The sequence below is a fragment of the Pandoraea sp. E26 genome, assembly GCF_000681415.1.
Classification (GTDB): domain Bacteria; phylum Pseudomonadota; class Gammaproteobacteria; order Burkholderiales; family Burkholderiaceae; genus Pandoraea; species Pandoraea pnomenusa.
Genome location: NZ_AYXJ01000016.1, coordinates 76,244 through 98,088, shown reverse-complemented (window position 1 = coordinate 98,088; position 21,845 = coordinate 76,244). Strand labels below are relative to the sequence as shown.

The 21,845-nt window shown below is 67.4% G+C and carries 18 protein-coding genes; 10 read left to right on the top strand and 8 right to left on the bottom strand.

Translation table 11 applies throughout. From position 1 onward, the window contains the following. Positions 1–58: 58 nt before the first annotated feature. On the bottom strand, positions 59–1,471 hold the full coding sequence (locus W930_RS0112920) for a methyl-accepting chemotaxis protein (protein WP_023873312.1): 1,413 nt from the start codon (positions 1,469–1,471) through the stop codon (positions 59–61). 297 nt (positions 1,472–1,768) lie between these two features. Further along, a complete protein-coding gene (locus W930_RS27245; protein WP_235195541.1) occupies positions 1,769–2,686 on the bottom strand; it encodes a LysR family transcriptional regulator in 918 nt (305 codons plus the stop codon). A 133-nt stretch (positions 2,687–2,819) separates the two neighbouring features. On the opposite strand from W930_RS27245, the gene W930_RS0112910 reads away from it, so the two are divergent. From W930_RS0112910 to W930_RS0112900, 3 genes are all read left to right on the top strand, one after another. Next, on the top strand, positions 2,820–3,602 hold the full coding sequence (locus W930_RS0112910; RefSeq protein WP_080685244.1) for a sulfite exporter TauE/SafE family protein: 783 nt from the start codon (positions 2,820–2,822) through the stop codon (positions 3,600–3,602). Between the two features lie 104 nt (positions 3,603–3,706). Then, positions 3,707–4,645: a carbohydrate kinase gene (locus tag W930_RS0112905; RefSeq protein ID WP_023873308.1), complete on the top strand. Its 939-nt coding sequence runs from the start codon at positions 3,707–3,709 to the stop codon at positions 4,643–4,645. A 79-nt stretch (positions 4,646–4,724) separates the two neighbouring features. After that, complete coding sequence (locus W930_RS0112900) at positions 4,725–5,633, top strand: LysR family transcriptional regulator (protein ID WP_023873307.1); 909 nt, start codon at positions 4,725–4,727, stop codon at positions 5,631–5,633. A gap of 85 nt (positions 5,634–5,718) precedes the next feature. Here W930_RS0112900 and W930_RS0112895 read toward each other — a convergent pair whose 3' ends face one another. Both W930_RS0112895 and W930_RS27240 read right to left on the bottom strand, forming a co-directional pair. Next, complete coding sequence (locus W930_RS0112895; protein WP_023597278.1) at positions 5,719–6,825, bottom strand: SDR family oxidoreductase; 1,107 nt, start codon at positions 6,823–6,825, stop codon at positions 5,719–5,721. 46 nt (positions 6,826–6,871) lie between these two features. Then, on the bottom strand, positions 6,872–7,750 hold the full coding sequence (locus W930_RS27240; protein ID WP_023597279.1) for a MipA/OmpV family protein: 879 nt from the start codon (positions 7,748–7,750) through the stop codon (positions 6,872–6,874). A gap of 248 nt (positions 7,751–7,998) precedes the next feature. On the opposite strand from W930_RS27240, the gene W930_RS0112885 reads away from it, so the two are divergent. The 6 genes from W930_RS0112885 to W930_RS0112855 all read left to right on the top strand — a co-directional run bounded on the left by W930_RS0112885 (position 7,999) and on the right by W930_RS0112855 (position 14,765). Further along, positions 7,999–8,703: a response regulator transcription factor gene (locus W930_RS0112885; RefSeq protein WP_023597280.1), complete on the top strand. Its 705-nt coding sequence runs from the start codon at positions 7,999–8,001 to the stop codon at positions 8,701–8,703. 3 nt (positions 8,704–8,706) lie between these two features. Further along, entirely contained in the window at positions 8,707–10,014 is a 1,308-nt protein-coding gene (locus W930_RS0112880; RefSeq protein WP_023873305.1) for an ATP-binding protein, read from the top strand. Positions 10,015–10,285: 271 nt separating this feature from the next. Then, positions 10,286–11,422 (top strand): porin, encoded by a 1,137-nt coding sequence (locus W930_RS0112870; protein ID WP_023873303.1) that lies wholly within the window; start codon positions 10,286–10,288, stop codon positions 11,420–11,422. Continuing rightward, positions 11,422–12,123, top strand: coding sequence for an ABC transporter ATP-binding protein (locus tag W930_RS0112865; RefSeq protein ID WP_024788746.1), 702 nt, complete (start codon positions 11,422–11,424; stop codon positions 12,121–12,123). The genes W930_RS0112870 and W930_RS0112865 overlap by 1 nt, the downstream gene beginning before the upstream one ends. 39 nt (positions 12,124–12,162) lie before the next feature. Beyond that, positions 12,163–13,101: an ABC transporter substrate-binding protein gene (locus tag W930_RS0112860; RefSeq protein WP_224785309.1), complete on the top strand. Its 939-nt coding sequence runs from the start codon at positions 12,163–12,165 to the stop codon at positions 13,099–13,101. Positions 13,102–13,103: 2 nt separating this feature from the next. Further along, entirely contained in the window at positions 13,104–14,765 is a 1,662-nt protein-coding gene (locus tag W930_RS0112855; protein ID WP_023873301.1) for an iron ABC transporter permease, read from the top strand. Here the strand turns inward: W930_RS0112855 and W930_RS0112850 are convergent. The 3 genes from W930_RS0112850 to W930_RS0112840 all read right to left on the bottom strand — a co-directional run bounded on the left by W930_RS0112850 (position 14,762) and on the right by W930_RS0112840 (position 19,436). Continuing rightward, positions 14,762–16,165, bottom strand: a complete 1,404-nt coding sequence (locus W930_RS0112850) for an MFS transporter (protein ID WP_023597286.1) — start codon at positions 16,163–16,165, stop codon at positions 14,762–14,764. The two genes, W930_RS0112855 and W930_RS0112850, sit on opposite strands and share 4 nt — an antisense overlap. A 98-nt stretch (positions 16,166–16,263) precedes the next feature. Further along, positions 16,264–17,967, bottom strand: coding sequence for an AMP-binding protein (locus W930_RS0112845; protein WP_023873300.1), 1,704 nt, complete (start codon positions 17,965–17,967; stop codon positions 16,264–16,266). Next, on the bottom strand, positions 17,964–19,436 hold the full coding sequence (locus W930_RS0112840; protein WP_023873299.1) for an aldehyde dehydrogenase family protein: 1,473 nt from the start codon (positions 19,434–19,436) through the stop codon (positions 17,964–17,966). Before W930_RS0112840 ends, W930_RS0112845 begins: the two co-directional genes overlap by 4 nt. A 236-nt stretch (positions 19,437–19,672) precedes the next feature. Here W930_RS0112840 and W930_RS0112835 point away from each other — a divergent pair, with 236 nt between their 5' ends. Next, positions 19,673–20,437, top strand: a complete 765-nt coding sequence (locus W930_RS0112835; protein ID WP_023873297.1) for an IclR family transcriptional regulator — start codon at positions 19,673–19,675, stop codon at positions 20,435–20,437. A 42-nt stretch (positions 20,438–20,479) separates the two neighbouring features. On the opposite strand, the gene W930_RS0112830 is transcribed toward W930_RS0112835, so the two are convergent. Beyond that, complete coding sequence (locus tag W930_RS0112830) at positions 20,480–21,820, bottom strand: four-carbon acid sugar kinase family protein (protein WP_023873296.1); 1,341 nt, start codon at positions 21,818–21,820, stop codon at positions 20,480–20,482. Between the last annotated feature and the right edge of the window lie 25 nt (positions 21,821–21,845).

The window sequence follows — 21,845 nt, the reverse complement described above, 5'->3', positions numbered from 1 at the left end:
ATCGGTGGCGCTTTGCTTTTGAGGCCAACGCGGCACGCAGGCGCCTGGCGCTTGGCGCCTAACGCGCCACGCGGTACGCGATACGAAACCCTCCCCAGTGACGGCCGTTCACGTAGATCGGCGCCGACGCGTCCTTCATCACCACGAACTCCCCGCCTCCCATATCGCGCCGATACGTCTGCAGCAGCAATGGCTTGGTGTTGCGACCGGCCGCGGAGCCCGTACGGTCGTTGAACAACCGCCGGTTGCGGCAATGCGCCGCGTTCCATACGGGATCGTTGGTCGGCGTCTGCGAGAACTTGCGGTTGTGCGTTGGCAGATAGCCGTTCTCGTCGACGGCCGCGCAAAAGGCGATGCGCTCGTTCAGCGCGAGCAACGGTTCCTGAATGGCGGGCAGCGTCTCGTCGGTAAATCGCGTGAAACGGGCCATCAACTGCTGCGGATTGGAGCCGGGAATCGGTTCGTAGCTGCGATCGAACAACTCCTGCTCGCTGATTCGCCCCTTGGCCAGCGCCGCCTCGAAGCTCTCGCCGACTTGCCGCGCGGCGCGCCGCACGGCCCGGATGAACGGCGTGTCTTCCGTCTCGACATCCGCTTCGGCGATGAGCCCGATCAAGTGTTCCGAGACGGACAGCAAGCCGTTGATTCGCTCGCGCGCGCGCTCGACGTGTTCGGCCGAATGCGTGACGCCGTCAGCCATTTCGTCGACATGCGAGGCCAGCGTCGTGCACTCCGTTTCGATGGCTTCGCTGACCTGTGCAATCTGTCCCGCCTGACGATCGAACGTATCGAGCGCGGTACCCGCCGTCTCGATCACGCTCGCGATGGCGCGTGTGCCTTCCCGGGCGTCGTTCGCGCGGGCGACGTTGGCGTTGCTCTCGCGCATGAGCCGCTCGGTGCGCTCGCCCAATGCGGCGAGCGTGTGTTCGATCTGTTGCGTCGCTTCGGCGGTTTTGCTGGCGAGCAGTTTGACCTCGGTGGCCACGACCGCGAAGCTGCGGCCGGCCACCCCCGCGCGCGCCGCTTCGATGGCGGCATTGAGCGCCAACAGATTGGTTTGCCTGGCGATGACCGAGATACCTTCGGCAACCTTGCCGACATGATCGAGCGCTTCGCGCAGCCCGGCGATTTCGTCGGCCATGCCCGAGACGCCTTCCACGAGACCGTGGATCGATGCCAGCGAAGCGTGCGCGGTGTCGCGCGACGCCGCGATCTCGGCGCTGGCGCGATCCGCCACATCGCGGGCGTCTCGCGCGGCGGACGCAATGCGCTGATTCCCTTCACTGGTGTCGGCGGCAGCGCGGCGCAGTTCCTGGAACACTTCGGCCTGCCGTTTGATGCGCACCGCGATCTCGTCGACATTACCGGCGATGTCGCACAGTTCCACGCCGAGCGTACCGGCGTTGGTGGCCACCTCGTTCATGATGTTGACGGTCTGCGCGGCTCCCCTTGTGCGCGTGAATAGCCCCATCGTCAGTCTCCTCGCGTCTCTGATCTGCTTGTTATGACGAGGGCGCGAGCGCCGCCGGTACGGCGAGAACCGCCAGGCACACCGGGTAGACGTCTGCGCCGCACGCCGGCGCTTTCTTGCGCCGAGTGTCGAAAAGTATAACGGGAGAAAAAACGGCCGACTTGAGGGTTTCCTCTCGTTTTCCCGGCCCCGCTTCCCCCTCGCGCCCCGGCACGGGGCGACGCGCGTTGGCACTTTTCGACGTTGTCCGAGCACCCTCTCACGCACGGCTTACGCCGGACTTACTGCGTGGACTGACTACGCGTCGCGCCCCGTTGACGCACCGATCGCCACGCGCAGCGCATCGCCCACCGCGCGCACGAGCGCGCCGGCGTCGCGGCGATGCAGCAATGCGACTTCGCTGCTCGCGCTTTCGTCGTCGAGCGCCACGCGGTGCACTTGTGCACCGGCGAGCGCACCGAGGCTCTCCGGCACGATAGCCACACCGAAGCCCGCGGCCACCAGATCCACGAGCGTCGCCTTGCGCGACGTGGCGGCAGCCGCCCGAGGGAAGAAGCCATGCTGCTGGCACAGTTGTGCCACGCGATAGCTGAGTCCGCCGCGCTCGCGATGCGGCACGGAGACGAAAGGTTCGGCCGCCAGCGCCGCCACACTGACCGAGGTTTTCCCCACGAGGGCATGATGGGCCGGCACGAGCAATTGCAGGCGCTCCCGCGCAACGACCTCGCACACGATCGACGGCGCGGGACGCAGCACCGGCAGCCGCACCAGTCCCAGATCGACGCGCCCGGCTTCGATCTCGTCCTGCTGCTGCTCGGACGACAGCGTCGAGACATCGACGCTCACCCCCGCATGAGCCTGCAAATGTGCATGAAGCGCGGCGGGCAGCGCGCCGGCGAAGGGCACCGAGCTGGAATGCGCGAGCCGCACGGTGCCATGCTCGCCGCGCGCCACGCTGCGCGTGAGCGCCACGGAGCCGTCGAGGTCGGTGAGCACGCGCCGCGCCTCGCTCACGAACGTGCGCCCCGCCGGCGTGAGCGTCACGCCCTTCGACGAGCGCTCGAGCAACACCGCCTGAAGCTCGCGCTCGAGCTCCGATATCTGCCGGCTGAGCGCCGACTGTGCGACGAACAATCGCTCCGCGGCCGCGCTGAAGCCGCCTGCGTCTACCACTTCGAGGAAATACCGCAACTGCCGCAGCGACACCATGACCATGCCGTTTCGAGATCGAACATCGCCACATTCTATATTGGCGCGCATTAGCCTCGCCGCCCTATGCTGACGACGATCCCGCGCATGCCTGCGCGCCACTCGAACTCGCCAGCCCTCGCCCGTCACCATGCTCCCGATGCCGCTTCATCTCGTTCCCGACACAATCCTGGGCTCGCTGCTCGCCGCGCTTCCTTCCCCCGGGCATTGGGCGCTCATGAGCGCGGCGCTCGTCGTCGCGTACGTCATCTTCGGCATCGCCGGCTTCGGCACGGCACTCGTCGCCAGCCCTGTGCTTGCCTATGCCTTGCCCGTTGCGCAGATCGTGCCGATGCTCGCGCTGCTCGACTTCGGTGCCGCCTCGGGCAATGTGATGCGCAACGCGCGCGCAGCGGATGTGGCCGAACTGCGCCGGCTCTTACCGTCGATCGTCGCTGGCAGCCTCGTGGGGGGCGCGCTGCTGCTCACGTTGAAACCGGACATCCTGTTGCGCGCGCTGGGATGGTTCGTCTGCGCCTACGCCCTCTTTTCCCTGGCCGGACCGAAGGCGAAGTCACGACTCTCGCAGGCGTGGGCGATTCCGTTCGGCGCGCTGGGCGGTCTGTTCGGCGCCATGTTCGGCAGCGGCGGGTTTCTGTTCGCGATCTACCTCACGAGCCGTCTGGAGCGCGTCGAGGCCATGCGCATCACGCAGTCGACACTCATCGGCTTCAGTACCCTCGTGCGCGCCATGCTGTTCCTGATCGCCGGCGTCTACGCCAACGTGTCGATGCTCGCGACGGCCGCCTCCCTCGTGCCCGCCATGATCGCGGGAATGTGGCTCGGCAAGCACGTCACCCTGCGGCTCTCTCGCCAGCAGTTCGTGAGGCTCGTCAATATCGTCGTGCTCGCAGCCGGCATCGCGCTCCTGCTGCGCACTTGACGGACGAGCGGCCCAGCGCATGGGCGCCCCCGTTCGCTGGCGAGTGCGTGCCGAGCGTTGCAAACGGATATGCTGGCGACTTCCCCACCCGAGGTGTGCCCGTCATGCCCTCTGCCGCGCTCCCGGCTTTGCTCGTCTTCGGTGAAGCGCTCACCGACCTCATTCGTCAGCCGCACGGCGACGCCCGCCACTGGGTCAGTCGCGCGGGCGGCGCCTGCTGGAACGTGGCGCGCGTATGCGCCGCCATGGGGGTGCCGACGGGGTACGGTGGCGCGATCAGCACGCACGCGCCGTTCGGCACCGAGCTGCTCGCACTGACGCGTGCCGCCGGGCTCGACCCACGTTATGTCCAGCCGGTCGACGCCCCGCCGCTGGTCGCCGTGGTGCATCGGCACGATCCACCCGACTACTTCTTTCTCGGCAACGGTGCGGCCGATCTGGCCTTCGATCCGGCGGCCCTGCCGTCGGGCTGGCAAGACGCCGCACGCACGGCGCACTTCGGCTGCATCAGTCTCGTGCGCGAGCCGCTGGCAGGCACGTTGCTGGCGCTCGCGTCGTCATTGCACACGCGCGGCGTGACGATCAGCTTCGATCCGAATCTTCGCAACCTGATGGGGCCGGACTATCGTGCGACGTTTGCGCGAATGGCCGCGCTCGCCACGTGGCTCAAGCTTTCGGTCGAAGACCTGCGAGGACTCTATCCCGGTCGAACCGACGAGGACGCCCTTGCCGACGTCAGGCACATCGCCCCGCAAGTCCGAATATTGCTCACCGACGGCGAGCGCGGCATGCGCCTGTTGCTGCCCGGGGCCGAGGCGATTGCCCAGCCCGCCTACCGCGTGGACGTGGCGGATACCGTCGGCGCGGGCGACGCCGCCATCGGTGCATGGCTCGCGAGCCTGTCCCGCGCACCGGACGCCGCGCTGGCCCACCATCTGCGCCGTGCCGCGGCCGCCGCCGCGCTCGCCTGCACGCGCACGGGCGCGCACGCCCCGGACTGGCATGCGGTCGAAGCACTGATTCACGCGGCTCCCCGGGCGTGATCCGCACGCCGCCCCGGATCATCCATCCAGATTGTGGCTATGATGACACCCAATCATCACCATTTCCGATGGATTTACCATGACGCCTGACCAATTGCTGACCTTTGCGACCGTGGCCGAACTGGGCAACATCAGCCATGCGGCTCAGGCGCTCCATCTCTCTCAACCGGCGGTGTCGGGCCAGTTGCGACTGTTGCAGGAGTCGTTCGGCGAGCCGCTTTACCGGCGTGACGGTCGGGGAATCCGGCTCACCGCCGTGGGGGAGCAGGTCGCGGTATACGCCAACAAATTGCGGCAGGACTACCGCCAGGCGCTCACGCTGCGCGACAGTCTGCGCGGCATGGAAACCGGCGCGCTGCGCATCGGCGCGAGCACCACGCCCGCGAGCTACCTGCTGCCGTATGTCATTGCGGCGTTTCACCAGCGCTATCCGGCCGTCGCGCTCCACATCGTCGACGGCAACACGAGCGAGATCGTGGCGCAACTCGACCGGCTGGACGTGGCGTTCATCGAGGGCGCCGTGCCGCCGGGCCTGTCGCCGGAGATCGCGGTGCGGCCTTGGCGCGACGACGAGATCGTCGCCATTGCGCGGGCCGATCATCCGCTGGCACAGCATCCCGAGGGCGCGTCGCTGCAAAGCATCGCCGAGTACCCGTTGATTCTGCGCGAACCGGGATCCGGGGTGCGGGCGCTGGTGGCCCGGGCGTTCTCCGTGGCCGCGCTCACGCCGCGCGTCGCGCTGGAGCTGGCCGGCGTGGAAAGTATCAAGGAAGCCGTACGCGCGGGCATGGGCGTGGGATTCGTATCCGCGATGTCGATGCGCCACGAAGACGCGGCGCTCGCGGCGGTGCGTATCGACCCGCCACATGGGCTCAAGCGCCTGCTCACCGCACTCGTGCCGCACGCCGACGCGTTGTCGCGCCCCACCGAGCGCTTCCTCGCCCAATGCTTCGCGGGAGACGACACCGATTCGGCGGCCTTGCGGTGACACGCGGGAGCGACCCCATCGTACGCCCCGCGGCACTCGTCGCAACGCCCACCGGACCGGCGCGTCAGGCCGGGCTCCTACGGCCTCATTTGAAATCCCACGCCATCTGCTCGGCAACCGGGGTCGCCTCCGACGAGCGCACGCACACCTCCAGGTAGTCCGTCACCGACGGCGGCGCCGGGGTGCCTTCGGCGAGCAGGCGCCGGTTGTCGAAGACATAGTCGAGCGCCGCGAAGGATCCGTAGCGGCGCAACGCCTTGGCCATCAGACGGCTGTTGCCCTGCCCCAACTCGCTCGCGAGCCGCGGCGCGAGGCGGTCGATCTCGTCCGCCCCGACATGACGGAAGCGCTCGCCCAACGGCGCGACGCCCCGCGCCATGGCCAGCGCCGCTTCGATCTCACGGATCGTGCGCGCGCCGCCCTCGCCCGCCGACACGTGATAAAGGTCGTGGCGCAGGTGCGGCAGGAAGGCCAGGTCGATCAGCGCATCGGCGCAGAAATCGACCGGCACCACGTCGAGCCGGTCGTCGAGACCGCAGGTGAACGCCCCCAGCAACTGCACCATCCGGAACATCCAGAAGATGCTGCCCGACGGTTCGCACCCCAGCCGTGTGTGCCCCACCACGATCGACGGACGCGCCACGATCAGCGGCAGCCCCGGCCATTCGCGTCGCAGGCGACGCTCGGCTTCGGCCTTGGAGGCCGTGTAGGGCACGACCTGCCGGTCGGCACACGGCAGATCGTGCGATTCACGCACGAGCCCCGAAAGCGCATCGCCGCAGGCCATGGCGGTACCCACGTGCACGAAGCGTTCGAGCACCGGCGACGCGGCGACGGCACGCGCCAGCGCCAGCGTGCCGTTCACGTTGACGACGTCGAGCTTAGGGTGCGGCGAAAAGCTGGCGATCGCGCCCGCGTGGATCACGTGAGTGACGCGACGCATCCGTGGGTCGTCATCGAACGACACCGGATTCGCCAGGTCGCCGCACACGATGTTCGCTTCGGTCAGCGCAAGCCGATGCACCGGCGCCACACGGAAGCGATCCATCGCGGCGCGAACCCGCGAGAGTCCGTCGCTGCCGGTGCGTGCGCGCACGAGCAGCAGCAATGACGGGCCGAACCCGTCCTTCAGGAGCTGGGCGACGACGGCGCCGCCCACGAAACCGGTGCTTCCGGTAACGAGAATTCGCATGGCTGTGGCCTCACAAAGGCTGGAAGGTCAGGAACGCGGCGCGTGCTCAGAACGTGTAGTTCAGCGTTGCGGCGGCCTGGTAATTGGTCTTGTTGAATACGATGGGGCTCTTCGACGCATTGCCGGTGTAGCGCATCACGCCGCCGGCCACGTTTGTGCTCCAGTGCCTGGTGAACTTGTGCGTCCAGCTCGCCGTGAGACTCACGCCGTACAGCCCGCCACCGGCCGAGTACTGCCGATAGCCGGAATTCAGGCTTTGCGTCGGCGTCACGCCGAAATAGGTCTGCGCGTACTTGCCGCTCGCGAAGTGTGCGGCGGCGCCCACGGCGATCGAGTCTGCCGCCGACCGGTACACATCGCCGTCCACCGAGAAGCGATAGACGTTGCCGCGATCGCGATTGGACAGCGGGACATCGGCCGCCACACTGACGACCGCAATGTCGCCAATGGCATAGCCGGCTTGAAGCGTGGTGAACACCGAGCCTTTGATGTCCCCCATGCCACGCAGCTTGTTCGAGCCCGAGTCCAGCCCCCTGGCGCGATCCTTGCGGCCGCCGTCATACGCCATCGCGGCCGACAGGAAGAAGCCCTTCGGGAGGGAGAGCCGATACCCCACGCCCCCCAGGCCGACGAAAACCCCATAAGGCGTTTGCAGCGCGAGATTCAGCGCCGGGGTCGCACGATACTCGTCGCTGCCCATGTAGCGAGGCGACACACCGACACCGCCGCCGATCGTGAACTCGTAACCGCTCTCGGGTGCTTGCGAGGGAAGACTCTGATCGGGCTGAATGCCACTGTAGCGCGCTGGCTCGACCGCACCCGCGAGCGGCACGATAACGCAAAGCAGCAGGCCGGCGCCCGTCAGGCGCGGCAGATGTCGGGAGGTGCGTGCGAGGCGGTTCGGGCAAACGTTACAGCTTTTCATGGGACTCCTACAAAAATTCGGGGGATTTCGTTCGTCTTCGGCGGGGGGGGGCCAACGAATGCCACGCATGTTAGGCGCGATGCATTGCCATGGCTGTTACCCGATTTAGGAGAGTTGTGAACAAGTGTTTTCAATTGTTCGCAGGTTTGAAACGCCCGCCCGGCGGGGCGGCGGGGCAGTAGAATGCGCCTCGCGGGAGTGCCGCCGACCCTTCGCGGCACAGCACAAACAGGAAAAGGAATACGGCCATGTACCGTGTCTTGTTGGTCGAGGACGATGCGCGCCTGGCCGCGCTCGTCACCGAATATCTGCACGCCTACCGCTTCGAGGTGATGGTCGTGTCCAACGGCGCGCGCGCGCTCGAGCGTTTTCGTGCGTTCTCACCCGACATCGTGGTGCTCGATCTGATGCTGCCGGGCTTGGACGGCATGGAAATCTGCCGGCAATTGCGTGCCGTGAGCAGCACGCCGATCCTGATCCTCACGGCCCGCGAAGACACGTACGACCAGGTCGCCGGGCTTGAAGTGGGTGCCGACGACTACGTCGTGAAGCCGGTCGAGCCGCGCCTGCTGCTCGCCCGGCTGCGCGCGCTGCTGCGCCGGGTCGTGCCACCGGCCGAACCCGAGATCGGGTCCGACGACGGCATCGCCTTCGGCCAGCTGCGCATCGTGCCGCGCGACCGCATGGTGTTCTGGCGCGGCGCTCCGGTGGAGCTCAAGTCAAACGAGTTCAGCCTGTTGCTGATTCTGGCGCGCGGCGCCGGCCGTGTCGTGACCCGCGACGAGATCCTCCAGCAATTGCGCGGCATCGAGTTCGACGGCATCGACCGTACGGTCGACGTCGGCATCTACCGGTTGCGCAAGCGCTTCGAGGACACCGACGGCGAGCCGCAGCGCATCAAGACCGTCTGGGGGCGCGGCTATCTGTTCAGTCCGTCGGCGTGGGAGAGCTGAGCCATGTTTCGCATTCTTTTGAAGCTCTATGCGCTCGTCGCGATATCGCTGGTCGCCACCATCCTCATCATCAACCATGCGTTCGGCTACATCTTCTATGACGTGCTCAACCAGGCGTCGCAAAAGCAGTTGGGCGCGTACGCATGGCTCGTCAATGAGCGGATCAAGGCCCTGCCGGAGTCGCAATGGCCGGCCTTCATCGCGCAGCTGGAAAGCCACGGCAACGACAAATTCGAGATCAAGCCGCTCACCGACGTCGCCCTGCCGCGCGAGTACGCCCGCCAGGATCTCGAGGCCGGCAAAGTCGTTGCGACTGCAACGGACGGCGATCACTTTGCCATGCGCCTGGGCACTTCCGACTGGGCGCTGACCTCGGCAAGCGGCACGAGCACGGACTGGAATCTTCGGACCATCAACTATCTGGCCTACGCCGTGCTCGCATTGCTCACGCTCACGGCCGTGCTGACCTGGGTGCGGTGGTACTGGAACGACATGCAGGCCCTGAATCGGGCGGCGAGCCTGTTTGGCGAAGGCGACTTCACCGCGCGCGCCCGCGTCTCGCGTTTTTCCAACCTGACGGCACTCGTGCGGGTGTTCAACACCATGGCCGATCGCATCGAACGTTCGATCAAGACGCAAAAGGACATGATCAATGCGGTGTCGCACGAATTGCGCACGCCCATCGCCCGACTGGACTTCGGACTCGAGATCCTGCAACAGCGCCGCCACGAGCCCGACGCCAACGAGCGCATCAACGCGCTCAAGGGCGATATTCGCGAGCTTGACGAACTCGTCACGGAACTGCTCTCGCTCGCCCGCCTGGACCAGATCACGGCGCCTCCGGCGCGTCACGCGGTGTCGCTGCGCCTGATGTTCGACAGCCTGGCCGCAAATAGCACCGAGGTGCTCGCAGCCCGTTCCATTGCGCTCGATATCGCGGCCGAGCCCGGCGCGGACTGCGTCGAAGTCGAACCCAAGTTGCTCGCGCGTGCCGTGCAGAACCTGCTCAACAACGCCATGCGGCACACCACGCGGCGCATCGTTTGCGGCGCGAAGTCCTGCGACGGCGGCGACGTCATGATTTACGTGGACGATGATGGCGAAGGCGTGCCCGAGCCTGAGCGTGCACGCATCTTCGAACCGTTCCACCGCCTGGACAGCAGCCGCAATCGCGCCACCGGCGGCTTTGGCCTCGGGCTGGCGATCGTGCGGCGCATCGCCTTGTTACACGGGGGCAAGGTCGGTGTCGAGACCTCGCCGCTCGGCGGTGCGCGCTTCACCATCACGCTACCCGGACCGGCGCCGCGCTGATACGGCGCCTGCCCGGGCCTTCCCCGCGAACGCAACACCCGCGGCCGGCGATCGCATCGCCGGCCGCTTTCGTTACACGGTCCGCTTTGGCTGCGGTGGCTGCGGTGGCCGGGGTGCCCGGCGACGCCGGCCGCGTCGCCCGCGTCATGCACGCCGCGCACCTCGCGCAGGGAGAGCGCGTCGCACTTCGGACGACGACACATTGTCACGTCAGCGACATGTTGGCCGCTTACATTGGCGGCTCAATTTAATCCCAAAGAGGACCCTCATCATGAAACCCAACTTCCGCATCGCGGCGGTGGGGTGCTGCCTGGCGTTCGCCGGCAGCCTGCCCCTGCCCGCTCTGGCCCAGTCTCACGTTCAGCTCTACGGGCTGATCGACTCGGGCGTCGAATTCCTCACCAACGCCGACAAGAACGCCGCCGGCAGCACCGTCAACCTCACCCGCTTCACCTCGGGCAACCTCGCCGGTTCGCGCTGGGGTATCAAGGGCGCCGAAGACCTCGGCGGCGGCAACAAGGCCTTTTTCCTGCTCGAGAACGGCTTCAACCTCGGCAACGGTCAATCGCTGCAAGGCGGTCGCGAGTTCGGCCGTCTGGCCTATGTCGGCCTGTCGAACCGGTCGTTTGGCGCTTTCACCATCGGCCGCCAGGGCGGCGTGTTCCTCGACTGGGTGAGCAAGTTCAACCCGCTCAACAACGCCGTGTACGCGATCAAGATGCAGGACACGGCGTTCTCCGACCGGCTGGACAACAGCCTGCGCTACACCGGCAAGTTCGGCGGCGTGGAGGCCATGGTCCAGTACTCGAAAGGCTACGACGACGTGAACTTCGGGTCGGCGAGCACCACGCCGGGCGACAATCGCCGCGCGCAGGTCGTCGACGCCGGGGTGCGCTACGCCAGCGGCGCGCTGTCCTTCGTGATCGCCTACGATCAGAAGAACGGTGGCGCCACGTCGCCCAACGCCGCCATGACCGCGAAGGTCGGCGGCTACGAAGGCAACATCGACCGTCGCATTGCCGTCGCCGCGAAATACGCGCTGCAAAGCGTCGACCTCTTCGTGGGCTACCGCTACCTGAATGCCAAGGCCATCCATCTGTCGGCACTGAACAAAAGTCCTGTCGAAGCGTCGAGCTACTACTGGCTGGGTTCGACGTGGCATGCCATGCCCGCGCTCGACCTGTCGGCAACGGCCATGTACCAGGACTTCTACGGCACGAACCGCGACCCGCTGTCGTTCCAGGTCAGCGCCGACTACCGCTTCTCGAAGCGCACCGACGCCTACGTGAACCTCGGCTATGTGGTCAACCGCAACGGCTCCGATCTCGGCCTGAATGGTTTCGGCAGCAACGTGGTCGCCGGCAAGCATCAGTTCGGCACCATGGCCGGCATCAAGCACACCTTCTGATGACAGGCGACACTCGCGCCCCGTCGGCGCACGGCGTGTCGGTGTCGATACGCGCGCTGCACCAGCGCTTCGGTGCAACGCGCGTGCTCGACAGCGTCGATCTCGAGGTCCCGGCCGGGACCACGACCGCGTTGCTCGGGCCTTCGGGCTGCGGCAAGAGCACGCTGCTCAGGCTGCTCGCCGGACTGCTCACGCCCACCGGCGGCGAAATCCGCTTCGACGACCAGGTCGTCGCGAGCGAACACGTGTGCCACGCGCCCGAGCGGCGCTCGCTCGGCATGGTCTTCCAGGACTACGCCCTGTGGCCGCACATGAACGTGGCCGCCAACGTCGCGTTCCCTCTCGAGATGCGTGGCGTGAAGCGCCACGAACGGGTCCATCGCGTCGAAGAGGCGCTCTCGCTCGTCGGGCTCGCCGGCCTGGGCACACGTCGACCGCAGGCGCTCTCCGGCGGACAGCAGCAGCGTGTGGCACTGGCGCGCGCCATCGTCTCGGCCCCCCGGTTGCTGCTTTTCGACGAACCGCTTTCCAACCTCGACCGCGATCTGCGCGCGCGCCTGTGCGCGGACATCGGCGCGCTGCTCTCGCGCCTGGGCACCACGGCCGTGTATGTGACGCACGACCGCGACGAAGCCGAGGCGCTGGCCGATCAGATCGTGATCCTCGCCCACGGGCGCGTTGACAAACGTATTACGAGGTAGCCCATAATGCTCCACCGCAAAATCATCGCGACACTTACCATGGCCTTTGCTGCAAGCGTCGGCGTGCAACATGCGCATGCATTGACCGTCTATACCGCCGGCCCCGGCAATCTCAGCAAGAAGCTCGCCGCGGGTTTCGAAAAGAAGACCGGCATCAAGGTCGACGTGTTTCAGGCCACCACCGGCAAGGTCATGGCCCGCATCGAAGCCGAGCAGGCCAATCCGCGAGCCGACGTGCTGATCTCGGCGTCGTGGGACACCGCGCAGGACCTCGAGGGGCGCGGCTGGCTCGCACCGTTCCAGAGCGTCAACGCCGCGCACGTGCCCGCCCCGTTCAAGACGTCGCACTACGTCGCGCAAGGGCTCTCGGCGCTCGGCATCGTGTGGAATGCAAAGTCCGGCACGCCGGAGCCGCACGACTGGCGCGACCTGACCCGACCCGCCTATCGTGACCGCGTGACCATGCCCGACCCTGCCCTCTCGGGCGCGTCGGCCGATCTGCTGCTCGGATTGCAGGCGCGTCTGGGCAGCGAGGCGTGGAAGCTCTTCGACGAACTCAGGCAGAACGGCATGGTCGTCTCCGGCCCGAACGCGCAGGCGCTCAACCCGGTGCTGCAGGGCGCGAAGGCGGCCGTGTTCGGCGCGGTCGATTACGTCGCATACGCGGCGGCGGCCAACGGCGAGGCGATCAAGGTGATCTTCCCGACCAGCGGCACCGTGATCGCGCCGCGGCCCATGATGATCCTCAACACGTCGAAGCGGCAAGGGGAGGCACGCCAGTTCATCGATTACGTGCTCTCGGAAGCCGGCCAGCAACTGGTGGCCGAAGCGTGGCTGATTCCCGCGCGCGAGGACATCGCCATCAAGCGCGCCTCCTTCAAGGATCTACGCCTGCTGCCACAGGGGGAAGCGCAATCGTCGAGCGCCTCGCGCGCCGAAGTCCTGGCACGTTTCGCCAAACTCAACGGCCAGCACTGACGATGATCCCGTTTCGACGACTGCCCGCGGTGACGGTGGCCGCGCTCGCCGTGGTCGTGGCGTTGCCGGTCGCGTTCGTGCTGTTGCAGGCGATCTTTCCGCATCTGGCGACGGGTGCCTTCGACGCGCCGTTCGCGGCCGTGTGGCCGACGTTGTCCGACGCCGCCACCTGGCCGCTCGTGACCGATACGCTGCGCCTTGGCATGGCCGTGGCGCTTGGCACGGCGCTCGTGGGTGGCGCGCTGGGAGCGCTTCGCGGTCTGTTCCACGTGCCGGGCGCGCGTCTGTGGGACGTGTGCTTCCTGCTGCCGTTTCTCGTGCCGCCGTATCTCGCCGCACTCGGCTGGATGTTGCTGCTGCAAACCGGGGGATACGCCCAGCAACTCAGCGGGATCGACGCGGGCCGGTTCCTGTTCTCGCTGCCCGGCCTCGTCTTCGTCATGACGCTGAACATCTTCCCGGTGGTGTACTTCGCCGTGTCGCGCGCGTTTGCGACCACGGGGTCGCGTCTGGCCGACGTGGCGCGCGTGCACGGCGCGAGCGCCTGGCGTGCGTTCGCCAGGGTCACGCTGCCGCTTGCACTGCCCGCCTTTGCCGCCAGCCTGCTACTTGCATTCACCATGGCGATCGAGGAATTCGGCGCGCCCGCCGCGCTTGGCGCGCGTGCCGGCTTTTCCGTGCTGGTGACGTCCATCGAGGCCCGCTTCGCCGACTGGCCGATCGATCTGCCCGGCGCCTCGGTCCTCTCGGTCGTGCTGGCCGCCATGGCGTTGCTCGCATTCGTCTTGCAACACCGGCTCGCGGCAGGCAAGGATTTCGAGACACAGACCGGCAAACCGGTCGCCTCGCCCGCGCGCACGCTCGGCCGCTGGCGATGGCCGGTGCTGCTTGGCTTCGGGTGCGTGGCCATGCTCGCCACGGCCGCGCCGCTCTTCTCGATCCTGGCCACGGCGTTCTCGGGCACGCTCTCGGGCGGATTGTCCGTCGCCAATCTCACGACATCGCATTTCGCCGCACTGCTTGCCCAGGGCGCGGAGGGCCTCGAAGCGCTGGCCACGAGCCTGTCCCTCGCGCTGGGCACGTCGCTCGTGACCGGCGTGCTGGGGTTTCTGTGCGCCTGGTGCGTGGTGAAGTCGACAATGCGCGCGCGCGTGCTGATCGACGCCCTGTCGCTGCTGCCGCATGCCCTGCCAGGCATCGTCGTCGGCGTCGGGTTGATACTCGCCTGGAACCTGCCCTTCTGGCCGGTCACGCCTTACAACACGTGGGGCATTCTGCTGCTGTCCTACAGTTGCCTGCTGCTGCCTTACCCGGTGCGCTACACCAGCGCGGCGCTGCGCCAGATGGCTGCGTCGCTCGAAGCCGCGGCGCGTGTGCATGGCGCGCCGTCGGGCGTCACGCTGCGACGCATTACCCTGCCACTGGTCATGCCGGCGCTCGGCGCATCGCTGATGATCGTGTTCGCCATTGCCTCGCGCGAACTGGTCACCTCGCTGCTGCTCGCGCCGAGCGGCGTGCAGACGGTCTCGATCTTCATATGGCGCCAGTTCGAACAGGGTTCCATCGGACAAGGCATGGCGATGGGCGTGGTCTCGATGGCCGTGAGCGGCACCTTGCTCATGCTGGCCTCCCGACTGGGAGGCCGGCGCCAGGGCCACGCCTAGCGGCGCCAGCGCAGGGGACGCCGCAGCGGATGCCGCTGCGGCCCGACCGGCGCCCACACCGGCGAGGCTCCCGCCATGCCGGCCGCCTCGGGGCGGTAGTCGTCGTCGGCCACCCGGTCCATCGCCTCGGCCTGCTCATCTTTTTCGACGGTCTTGCTCGTGTCGATGAACAGCGCAGCCACCACGCCCGCGCCCAGCAGGGCCGCCGAAATGGCGAACGGCACGTTGTAGCTGCCGCTCGTCTCGATCAGATAGCCGAACGCCACCGGCGAAATCATGCCCGCCAGCCCGAAGCCGGTGTTCATCATCCCGCCCGCCGTGCCGGCGTACTTGCCCGCGATGTCGAGCGGCAGCGTCCACAGGACAGGGTTGGTGATTTCAAGGAAGAAGAACGACGCGGAGAGCAGCAGCACCGCCACGAGCGGATCGGACACCATCGTCATGGGCAGCAGGAAGGCGAGCGATCCCCCCATGCCCACCACCAGCACCGAGACGCGCGCGAAGCGCAACCGGCCGGTCGCCTTGTACAGCTTGTCGGAGACTACCCCGCCCAGCGTATCGCCAATCACACCGGCGAGCAGCGGCAATGCCGTGAACAGCGCCAGTCGCTTGAGATCGAACCCCTGCGACTCTCGCAGATAGGAAGGCATCCAGGTCAGGTACACCCAGAGCAGCCAGCCGTAGCAGAAATCGACGAACGTCACGAGCCACATGCGGCGGATGAGCTTGCGCCATGGCGTCGCGGCACGCTTGGCCCGCTCGCAGTCGCCCGTGCGATAGCCGATCTCGGTCACTTCCTCGGGCGTGATGCGACGATGCTGGTCGGGCGTGTTGGTGAACACCTTCATGTAGAGCAACGTCCACGCGAGGCTCACGACACCGAGCACGATGAACGCTTCGCGCCAGCCGAACGCCACCACGATGGCGAGCACCACCGGCGGCGTGATCGCGCCGCCCAGGCGCGCAAAGCTGTGCGTGATGCCCTGGGCGAAGCCGCGCTCGCCCACCGGCATCCAGTACGTAAAGGCGCGCGTGGCGGTCGGAAACGCCCCGCCTTCACCGATGCCGAGCACGAAGCGCAACACCACCAGCGTGAGGATGCTGCCGGCAAAGCCAGTCGCGAGCGTGGCCGCGCCCCAGATCAGCGAGAGCACCGTCAGCACCAGCTTCGGCCCGAAGCGATCGGCGAGCCACCCGCCGAAGATCTGCATGGCGGCATACGGGTAGGCGAAGGCGGAAAATACAAGCCCGAGTTGCACCGTCGTGAGTCCCATCTCCTGGCGGATGAACGGGCCGGCGACGGCAATGTTGACACGGTCGATGTACGAGATGAAATACATCAGGCACATGACCGCAAGAATGATGTGGCGCGTCTTCACGCGACCGGTACGCTTGTCCATGATGTCTCCTATGTATTTACGTCGCACACGTCATGCGTCTGCGATCGTGTCCTGCCGGTGAAACCATGCCCGGCCGGCGGCCGGCGCACGTGGGGGCGCTAACGTTGCAACAGCTTCAGGCGCTGCACCTTGCCCGACGGTCCGCGAGGAAGATCCGTCACGAAGTGAAACGCCTTCGGCGTCTTGTAGCGCCCGAGCGTCTTCAGGCAGTGCTCGCGCAGCGCCGCCGCGTCGGGGGGCATGTACGCCACGCCATCCACGCTACCCGTGGCATCCGCGGTGTCGGAGCCGTCCGGGCCACCCGCGCCGCGCACCACCACGAAAGCGACGATCTCCTGCCCGTACGCGGCGTCGGGCACGCCAACCGCGGCCGCTTCGAGCACTCCCGGGTGGCGCAGCAGGGCCTCGTCGATCTCGCGCGGTGCGATGTTCTCGCCGCCCTTGATGATCAGCTCCTTCGCACGACCGGAGATGTAGAAGTAGCCGTCCTCGTCGCGATGCCCGAGGTCGCCCGTGCGCAACCAGCCATCGGCCGTGAAGGCGTCGGCGGTTTCGTCGGGCCGCTTGTAATAGCCGCGCATGACCTGGGCGCCGCGCAGGACGAGCTCGCCGGTCTCGCCGGGTTCGGTCTGGGAGCCGTCGCGCCTCACGACCTTTGCCTCTGCACCCGACGGCAGGCCGATGCTGCCGATGCGGCGCCGCGAGGCATCGTAGGGGTTGCTGAATACAGGCGCCGCCGTCTCGGTCATGCCCATCGTCTCGATGATGCCGATGCCGAATCGCGCCTCGAATGCGCGATGGTGCTCGGCCGGCAGCGCTGCCGACGCACTGCGGCAGAATCGCAGGCCCGCCAGCACCGCGCGCTCAGGCGCCGGCGCTTCGAGCAGATACGCCACGATGGTCGGCACCACGTTGATCCACGAGCAGCGCGAAGTGCATACGTCGTGCCAGAAGGTGCGTGCCGAAAAGCGCGGCGCCATCACGACCGATCCACCGTGGAAAAGCGGCGTGAGCAGCGTGACGACCAGCCCGTTGATGTGATAGAGCGGCAGCGAAGCGAGCACGCGATCATCGTGGGTCAGGCGATGCTCCGCACTGATGAACGTTGCGTTGGTCAGCAGGTTGGCGTGTGTGAGCAACACCCCCTTCGGCACGCCCGTCGTGCCCGACGTGTACATGAGCAATGCCACGTCGCGCAGGTCGGGCGACGCGGGCGCGCGAGGCCCGTCGAGCACGGGGATCTCCGGGGACGCGCTGGCGTCCGGCGACGTGCAAACGAGCGCGACCGCCCGCGTCATGCCCTGCGCGCGCGCCGCGTCGAGCGCCGCCTGGACGGCCGGGAGCATCGCCTCGGACACGAAGACGAGGCGCGTGTCCGAATGCTCGACGATGTATTGCATCTGCGCCGGCTGACACAGCAGATTGATCGGATTGACGATCAGGCCGCTGTACATCGCCGCAAGAATCAAGCGAGCGGACTGGATACCGTTGCCCATACAGACCGACACGATATCGCCAGGCTGCAGCCCGGCTTGCACGAAGCGGCGCGCGAGTTCGCGACAATCGTCACGCAGTTCGGCGAAAGTGAGCGCCGCGGCCACGTCGTCGGGGCGTGCGCCGCCCTCCGCCGCCGGAATCAGATACGGACGCGCGCCGAGCGCCGCCGCCCGCGCGTCGATCAGCTCACGCACGGTGGCCGCCGATGCCGTCAGCACATCGAGCGCCGGACCGTCGAGGTCATTGCACGGGGTCTGCCGCGCAATGGCGCCTGCCACCGGGGCCGGATTCATGGGGGCGTTCATCGTCCGTACCTCGCGAAATAGTCGGCCAGCAGATCGTCGGCCTCGGGCACCTGCGCGGCGATCGGGTACGCCACACGCGTGACGTTCAGGTACTGACGAAAGCCCAGGTTGTCGGTGAAGTTGTTTTTTCCCCATGTCCCGCAACCCATCGACAGCGAGAACGGCAGCCCGTTGTCGAAATTGCCGCCGGTGGCGAAGCAGTGCGCCTGGTTCACGATCACGCGCGCGACCGGCAACATCTGTCCCAAATGCACCGCCTGTGCCGGATCGGCGCCGTGCAGGCCCACGGAGTGACCCGCGCCCATGTACGCGTAGATACGCTCGACGAGCGCCACGGCATCGTTGAAATCGCGCGCCCGATACACGGTGAGCACCGGCGAGAGCTTCTCGCCGGAGAACGGATACGCCGGGCCGGTGCCGGTCTCCTCCACCATCAGGAACGACGGGCGTTGCGCGGCCACTGCGTCGAGCCCGGCGAGCTGCGCGATCACGTCGGCGGTCTTGGCCGTGCAGCGGCCACTGAGCTTGCCGTCGTGCCACATCGTCGCCTCGAGCGCGCGCTTTTGCGACGCATCGAGGAGCACGCCGCCTGCGGCACGTAGCGCGTCGAGCATGGCGTCGTACACGACAGTGTCGATCACCACGCTGTTTTCCGAGGAGCAGCTCGTGGCATTGTCGAAGGTCTTCGAACGGGCGATCTTTTCGGCGGCGTCGCGCAGATCGGCGCTCGCCGAGACGATCGACGCCACATTGCCGGCGCCCACGCCGAAGGCGGGCGTGCCGCTCGTGTAGGCCATGCGCACGTTCGCCTGCGAACCGGTCGCGACCACGAGATCGGCCTGCCGCATCAGCGCCGCGGTGGCGGCCTTGGTCACCGGCTCGGGCAGCATCTGCACGAGGTCCGGCGACAGGCCCGCCTTTGCGAGTTCCGCGTGAATGAACCGCAGCAACAACGCACAGGCGCCATACCCCTTGGGCGAAGGAGCGACGATCACCGCATTGCCGCACTTGAGCGAATTGACGATCTTGTTCGCCGGCGTTGCGGCGGGATTGGTCGACGGTGTGATGGCGGCCACGACGCCGACCGGGCGAGCGATCTCGACGATCCCGCGCCGGGCGTCCTCGGCGATCACGCCATGCGTCTTGCGACCGTGCAGATCGCGCAACAAGCCGAGCGTCTTGCGAAAGTTCTTCTGGATCTTGTCGTCGACGTTGCCGAGTCCCGTGTCGTGCACGGCAAGCTCGGCGAGTTGCCGGTTGCGCGCCGGCGCCATGATCGCCCACGCGGCGGCCGCTGCGGCCGTATCGAGCGCCTGCTGGCCGCCCCGGGCGAAGTCGCGCTGCGCGGCGCGGGCGCGAGCGACGATCGCGCCCACCTGTGTCTCGATCTCGTCGGCGGCGGTGCCCGCCGGCGACGACGCATCGGCGTTCGACTGCGCGAGGGTCGCGCCGAAAGCCCGTGAATTCATGTGATGCCTCCTGGGTTTTTATCGATTGAGCTCGCGTACTCAATCTAGCCAACCCGGCGGCACCACAGGTCTCAAATTCCCGGACAAACCGGACACATCAGGAGGGTGTACAGGCTGTCCCGATATTCGGGACCGATAAAGTCCGCAAAAGTCATCAAACCGATGCAGAATCACAGGAAACAGCGCGCGCAACCACGACCCGGATCACGGCGCGGGCGTCGCGTAAAGGAGACGACATGACGGCATCGAACCAGTCGAACGCAGCCGCGGTGCGCGCGTTTCGGGTTCTCGAGACGCTCGCCGTGGCCGGCGGCCCGCTCTCGATGACAGACCTCGTGAACGCGCTGGGTCTGCCCAAACAGACCGTGCATCGCATCCTCACCCAGCTCAAGGACGCATGGCTGATCACCCGCAATGCGAGCGACCGTCGCTACGAGTGTTCGCCGCGCGTGCGCGCACTGGCGATCAACGTGTTGATGCAGACCGGCCCGGCGGCGGCGCGCCACGGACTGCTGCAACAGTTGGTCGCGAGCATTGGCGAGACCTGCAACCTCACCATGCTCTCGGGCAACGATGTGATCTACGTGGATCGGGTGGAGACGGAATGGCCGCTGCGCATGCACCTGCAGCCAGGCTCGCATGTCCCGCTGCACTGCTCCGCGAGCGGCAAGCTGTTGCTGAGCTTTCTTCCGAAAGAGCGGCGCGACCATCTGATCGACACGTTGCCGCTGCGCCGCTTCTCCGAGCGCACGTTCACCGACCGGACGGCACTGCGCAGCGAACTCGAACGCACGCGACGTCGCAAGATGGGCATCAACGACCAGGAGCACTTGCAGGGCCTGATCGCGATTGCCGTGCCGGTCATGCTCAGCCGCAATCGCGCCTGCGCCGCCATCGCCGTGCAGGCGCCCATCGGCCGTCTCACGCTCGACGACCTGCTGGCCTTCGAGCCGGAGCTGCGCATCGCCGCGGAGGAGACCGCCAGGACGTTCCGGCACTGACCGCCCACCGGGGGCCCGGCGGAACATGCGAACGGTCGTCGTTCAGGTACCGCTCACCAAGCTTTCGAAGACGTCTTGGCCGCCCATCTGCCCGCCCTTGAGCAGCACCTCCATGCCGTCGAGCGCAGGCACGTCGCTGTGCAGCCGACACAGCGGGGCGCCGTGCGCCAGCGTGCCGGCGTAAGTCATGCCCCACGCGTCGAGCGCACGCATGCCGTGGCTCGACGTGTCGCCGCCCGCGATGGCCATGCGCGAGACTTCGGCGCCTTGCAATACTCGCCGCAGCAAATCCCCACCGGCACGCGCGAGCGCCAGCGCCGATACGCCAATCGGCGAGGCGTGCGATGACGTCGACGCCTGCGAGACCTGCGATGCCTCCTGCGCTACCGTGCATGCCAGCGTGTGGTGACCCGCGCACAGGCGCAGCGACAGCTCGGCCGCCATCGCGTCGCGGTATCGTCCGTCGGACTCCACCAGTCGAGCCGCGTCGATACGGCACACGTCGAACGAGCGGGCCGCACGCACCTGGGCCGCCGTGACGGGCGACAGACTGCCGGCGAGCACGAACACGGGACCGCGCGCCGGTGCCACACGCGCCGCCTCGGGCACCGCGCGCAACGCCATGGCACTCGCGAACGCCTCGGTCACGCTGCTCGGCCCGACCGTGAGCAAGGCGGCACGCTGCGCCTGGCGCCAGAGCACCTCTCCGATGCGCGGCAAATCGGCGGGCACGGCCACGTCCCAGAGCACCGCGCGCACGCCTTCCCGCCGCAACGCGTCCAGTCGTCCCGCGAACGACTCGGCGGGCGTCGTCCAGGGCACGAGGCCGATGTCGGTGAGTCCCTGCGCGCCCAGATGCCGCCGCAGATCCGCCTCGTGCATCGGTGTCACCGGGTGCCGGCTCATGGTCGGATGGCGGTCGATACGGAACACTTCGCCGCCGGTGCCGGCCGCCGCGAAGAGATTGCCGAACAGACAGTACCGACCGAGGTTGGGCTGCCCGCCCAGCACGGCCGTCCATTCGCCCGGCATCGACGGCGCGAGCACTCGCACCGCCTCGCCGATGCTGCCCACGCCCGGCGCGCTGTCGAACGTCGAGCACGTCTTGTAGTGCAACACCGTGGGCTGCAAGCGACGTGCGAGCGCCGCGATCGGCGCCAGTTCCTCGCGCATGGCCTGCGGCGTGAGCGAGCGCGACACGCCTGCAATGCCGAGGCAGTCCAGACCGCGCAGGGCGTCGTCGGCCGCCATGGCCTCGAGCCTGGCCGAATCCGGCGGCGCGAGCAACAACAGGCTGCGCAGTCCCGCTCGGGCGGCCGTCGCCAGCGTGTCGGTGGCCCCGGTGAAGTCGTCGCCGTAGTACAGAAGGTGCGGGCGAAGCATCGTATCTGCCCTTGAAGTCATAAGT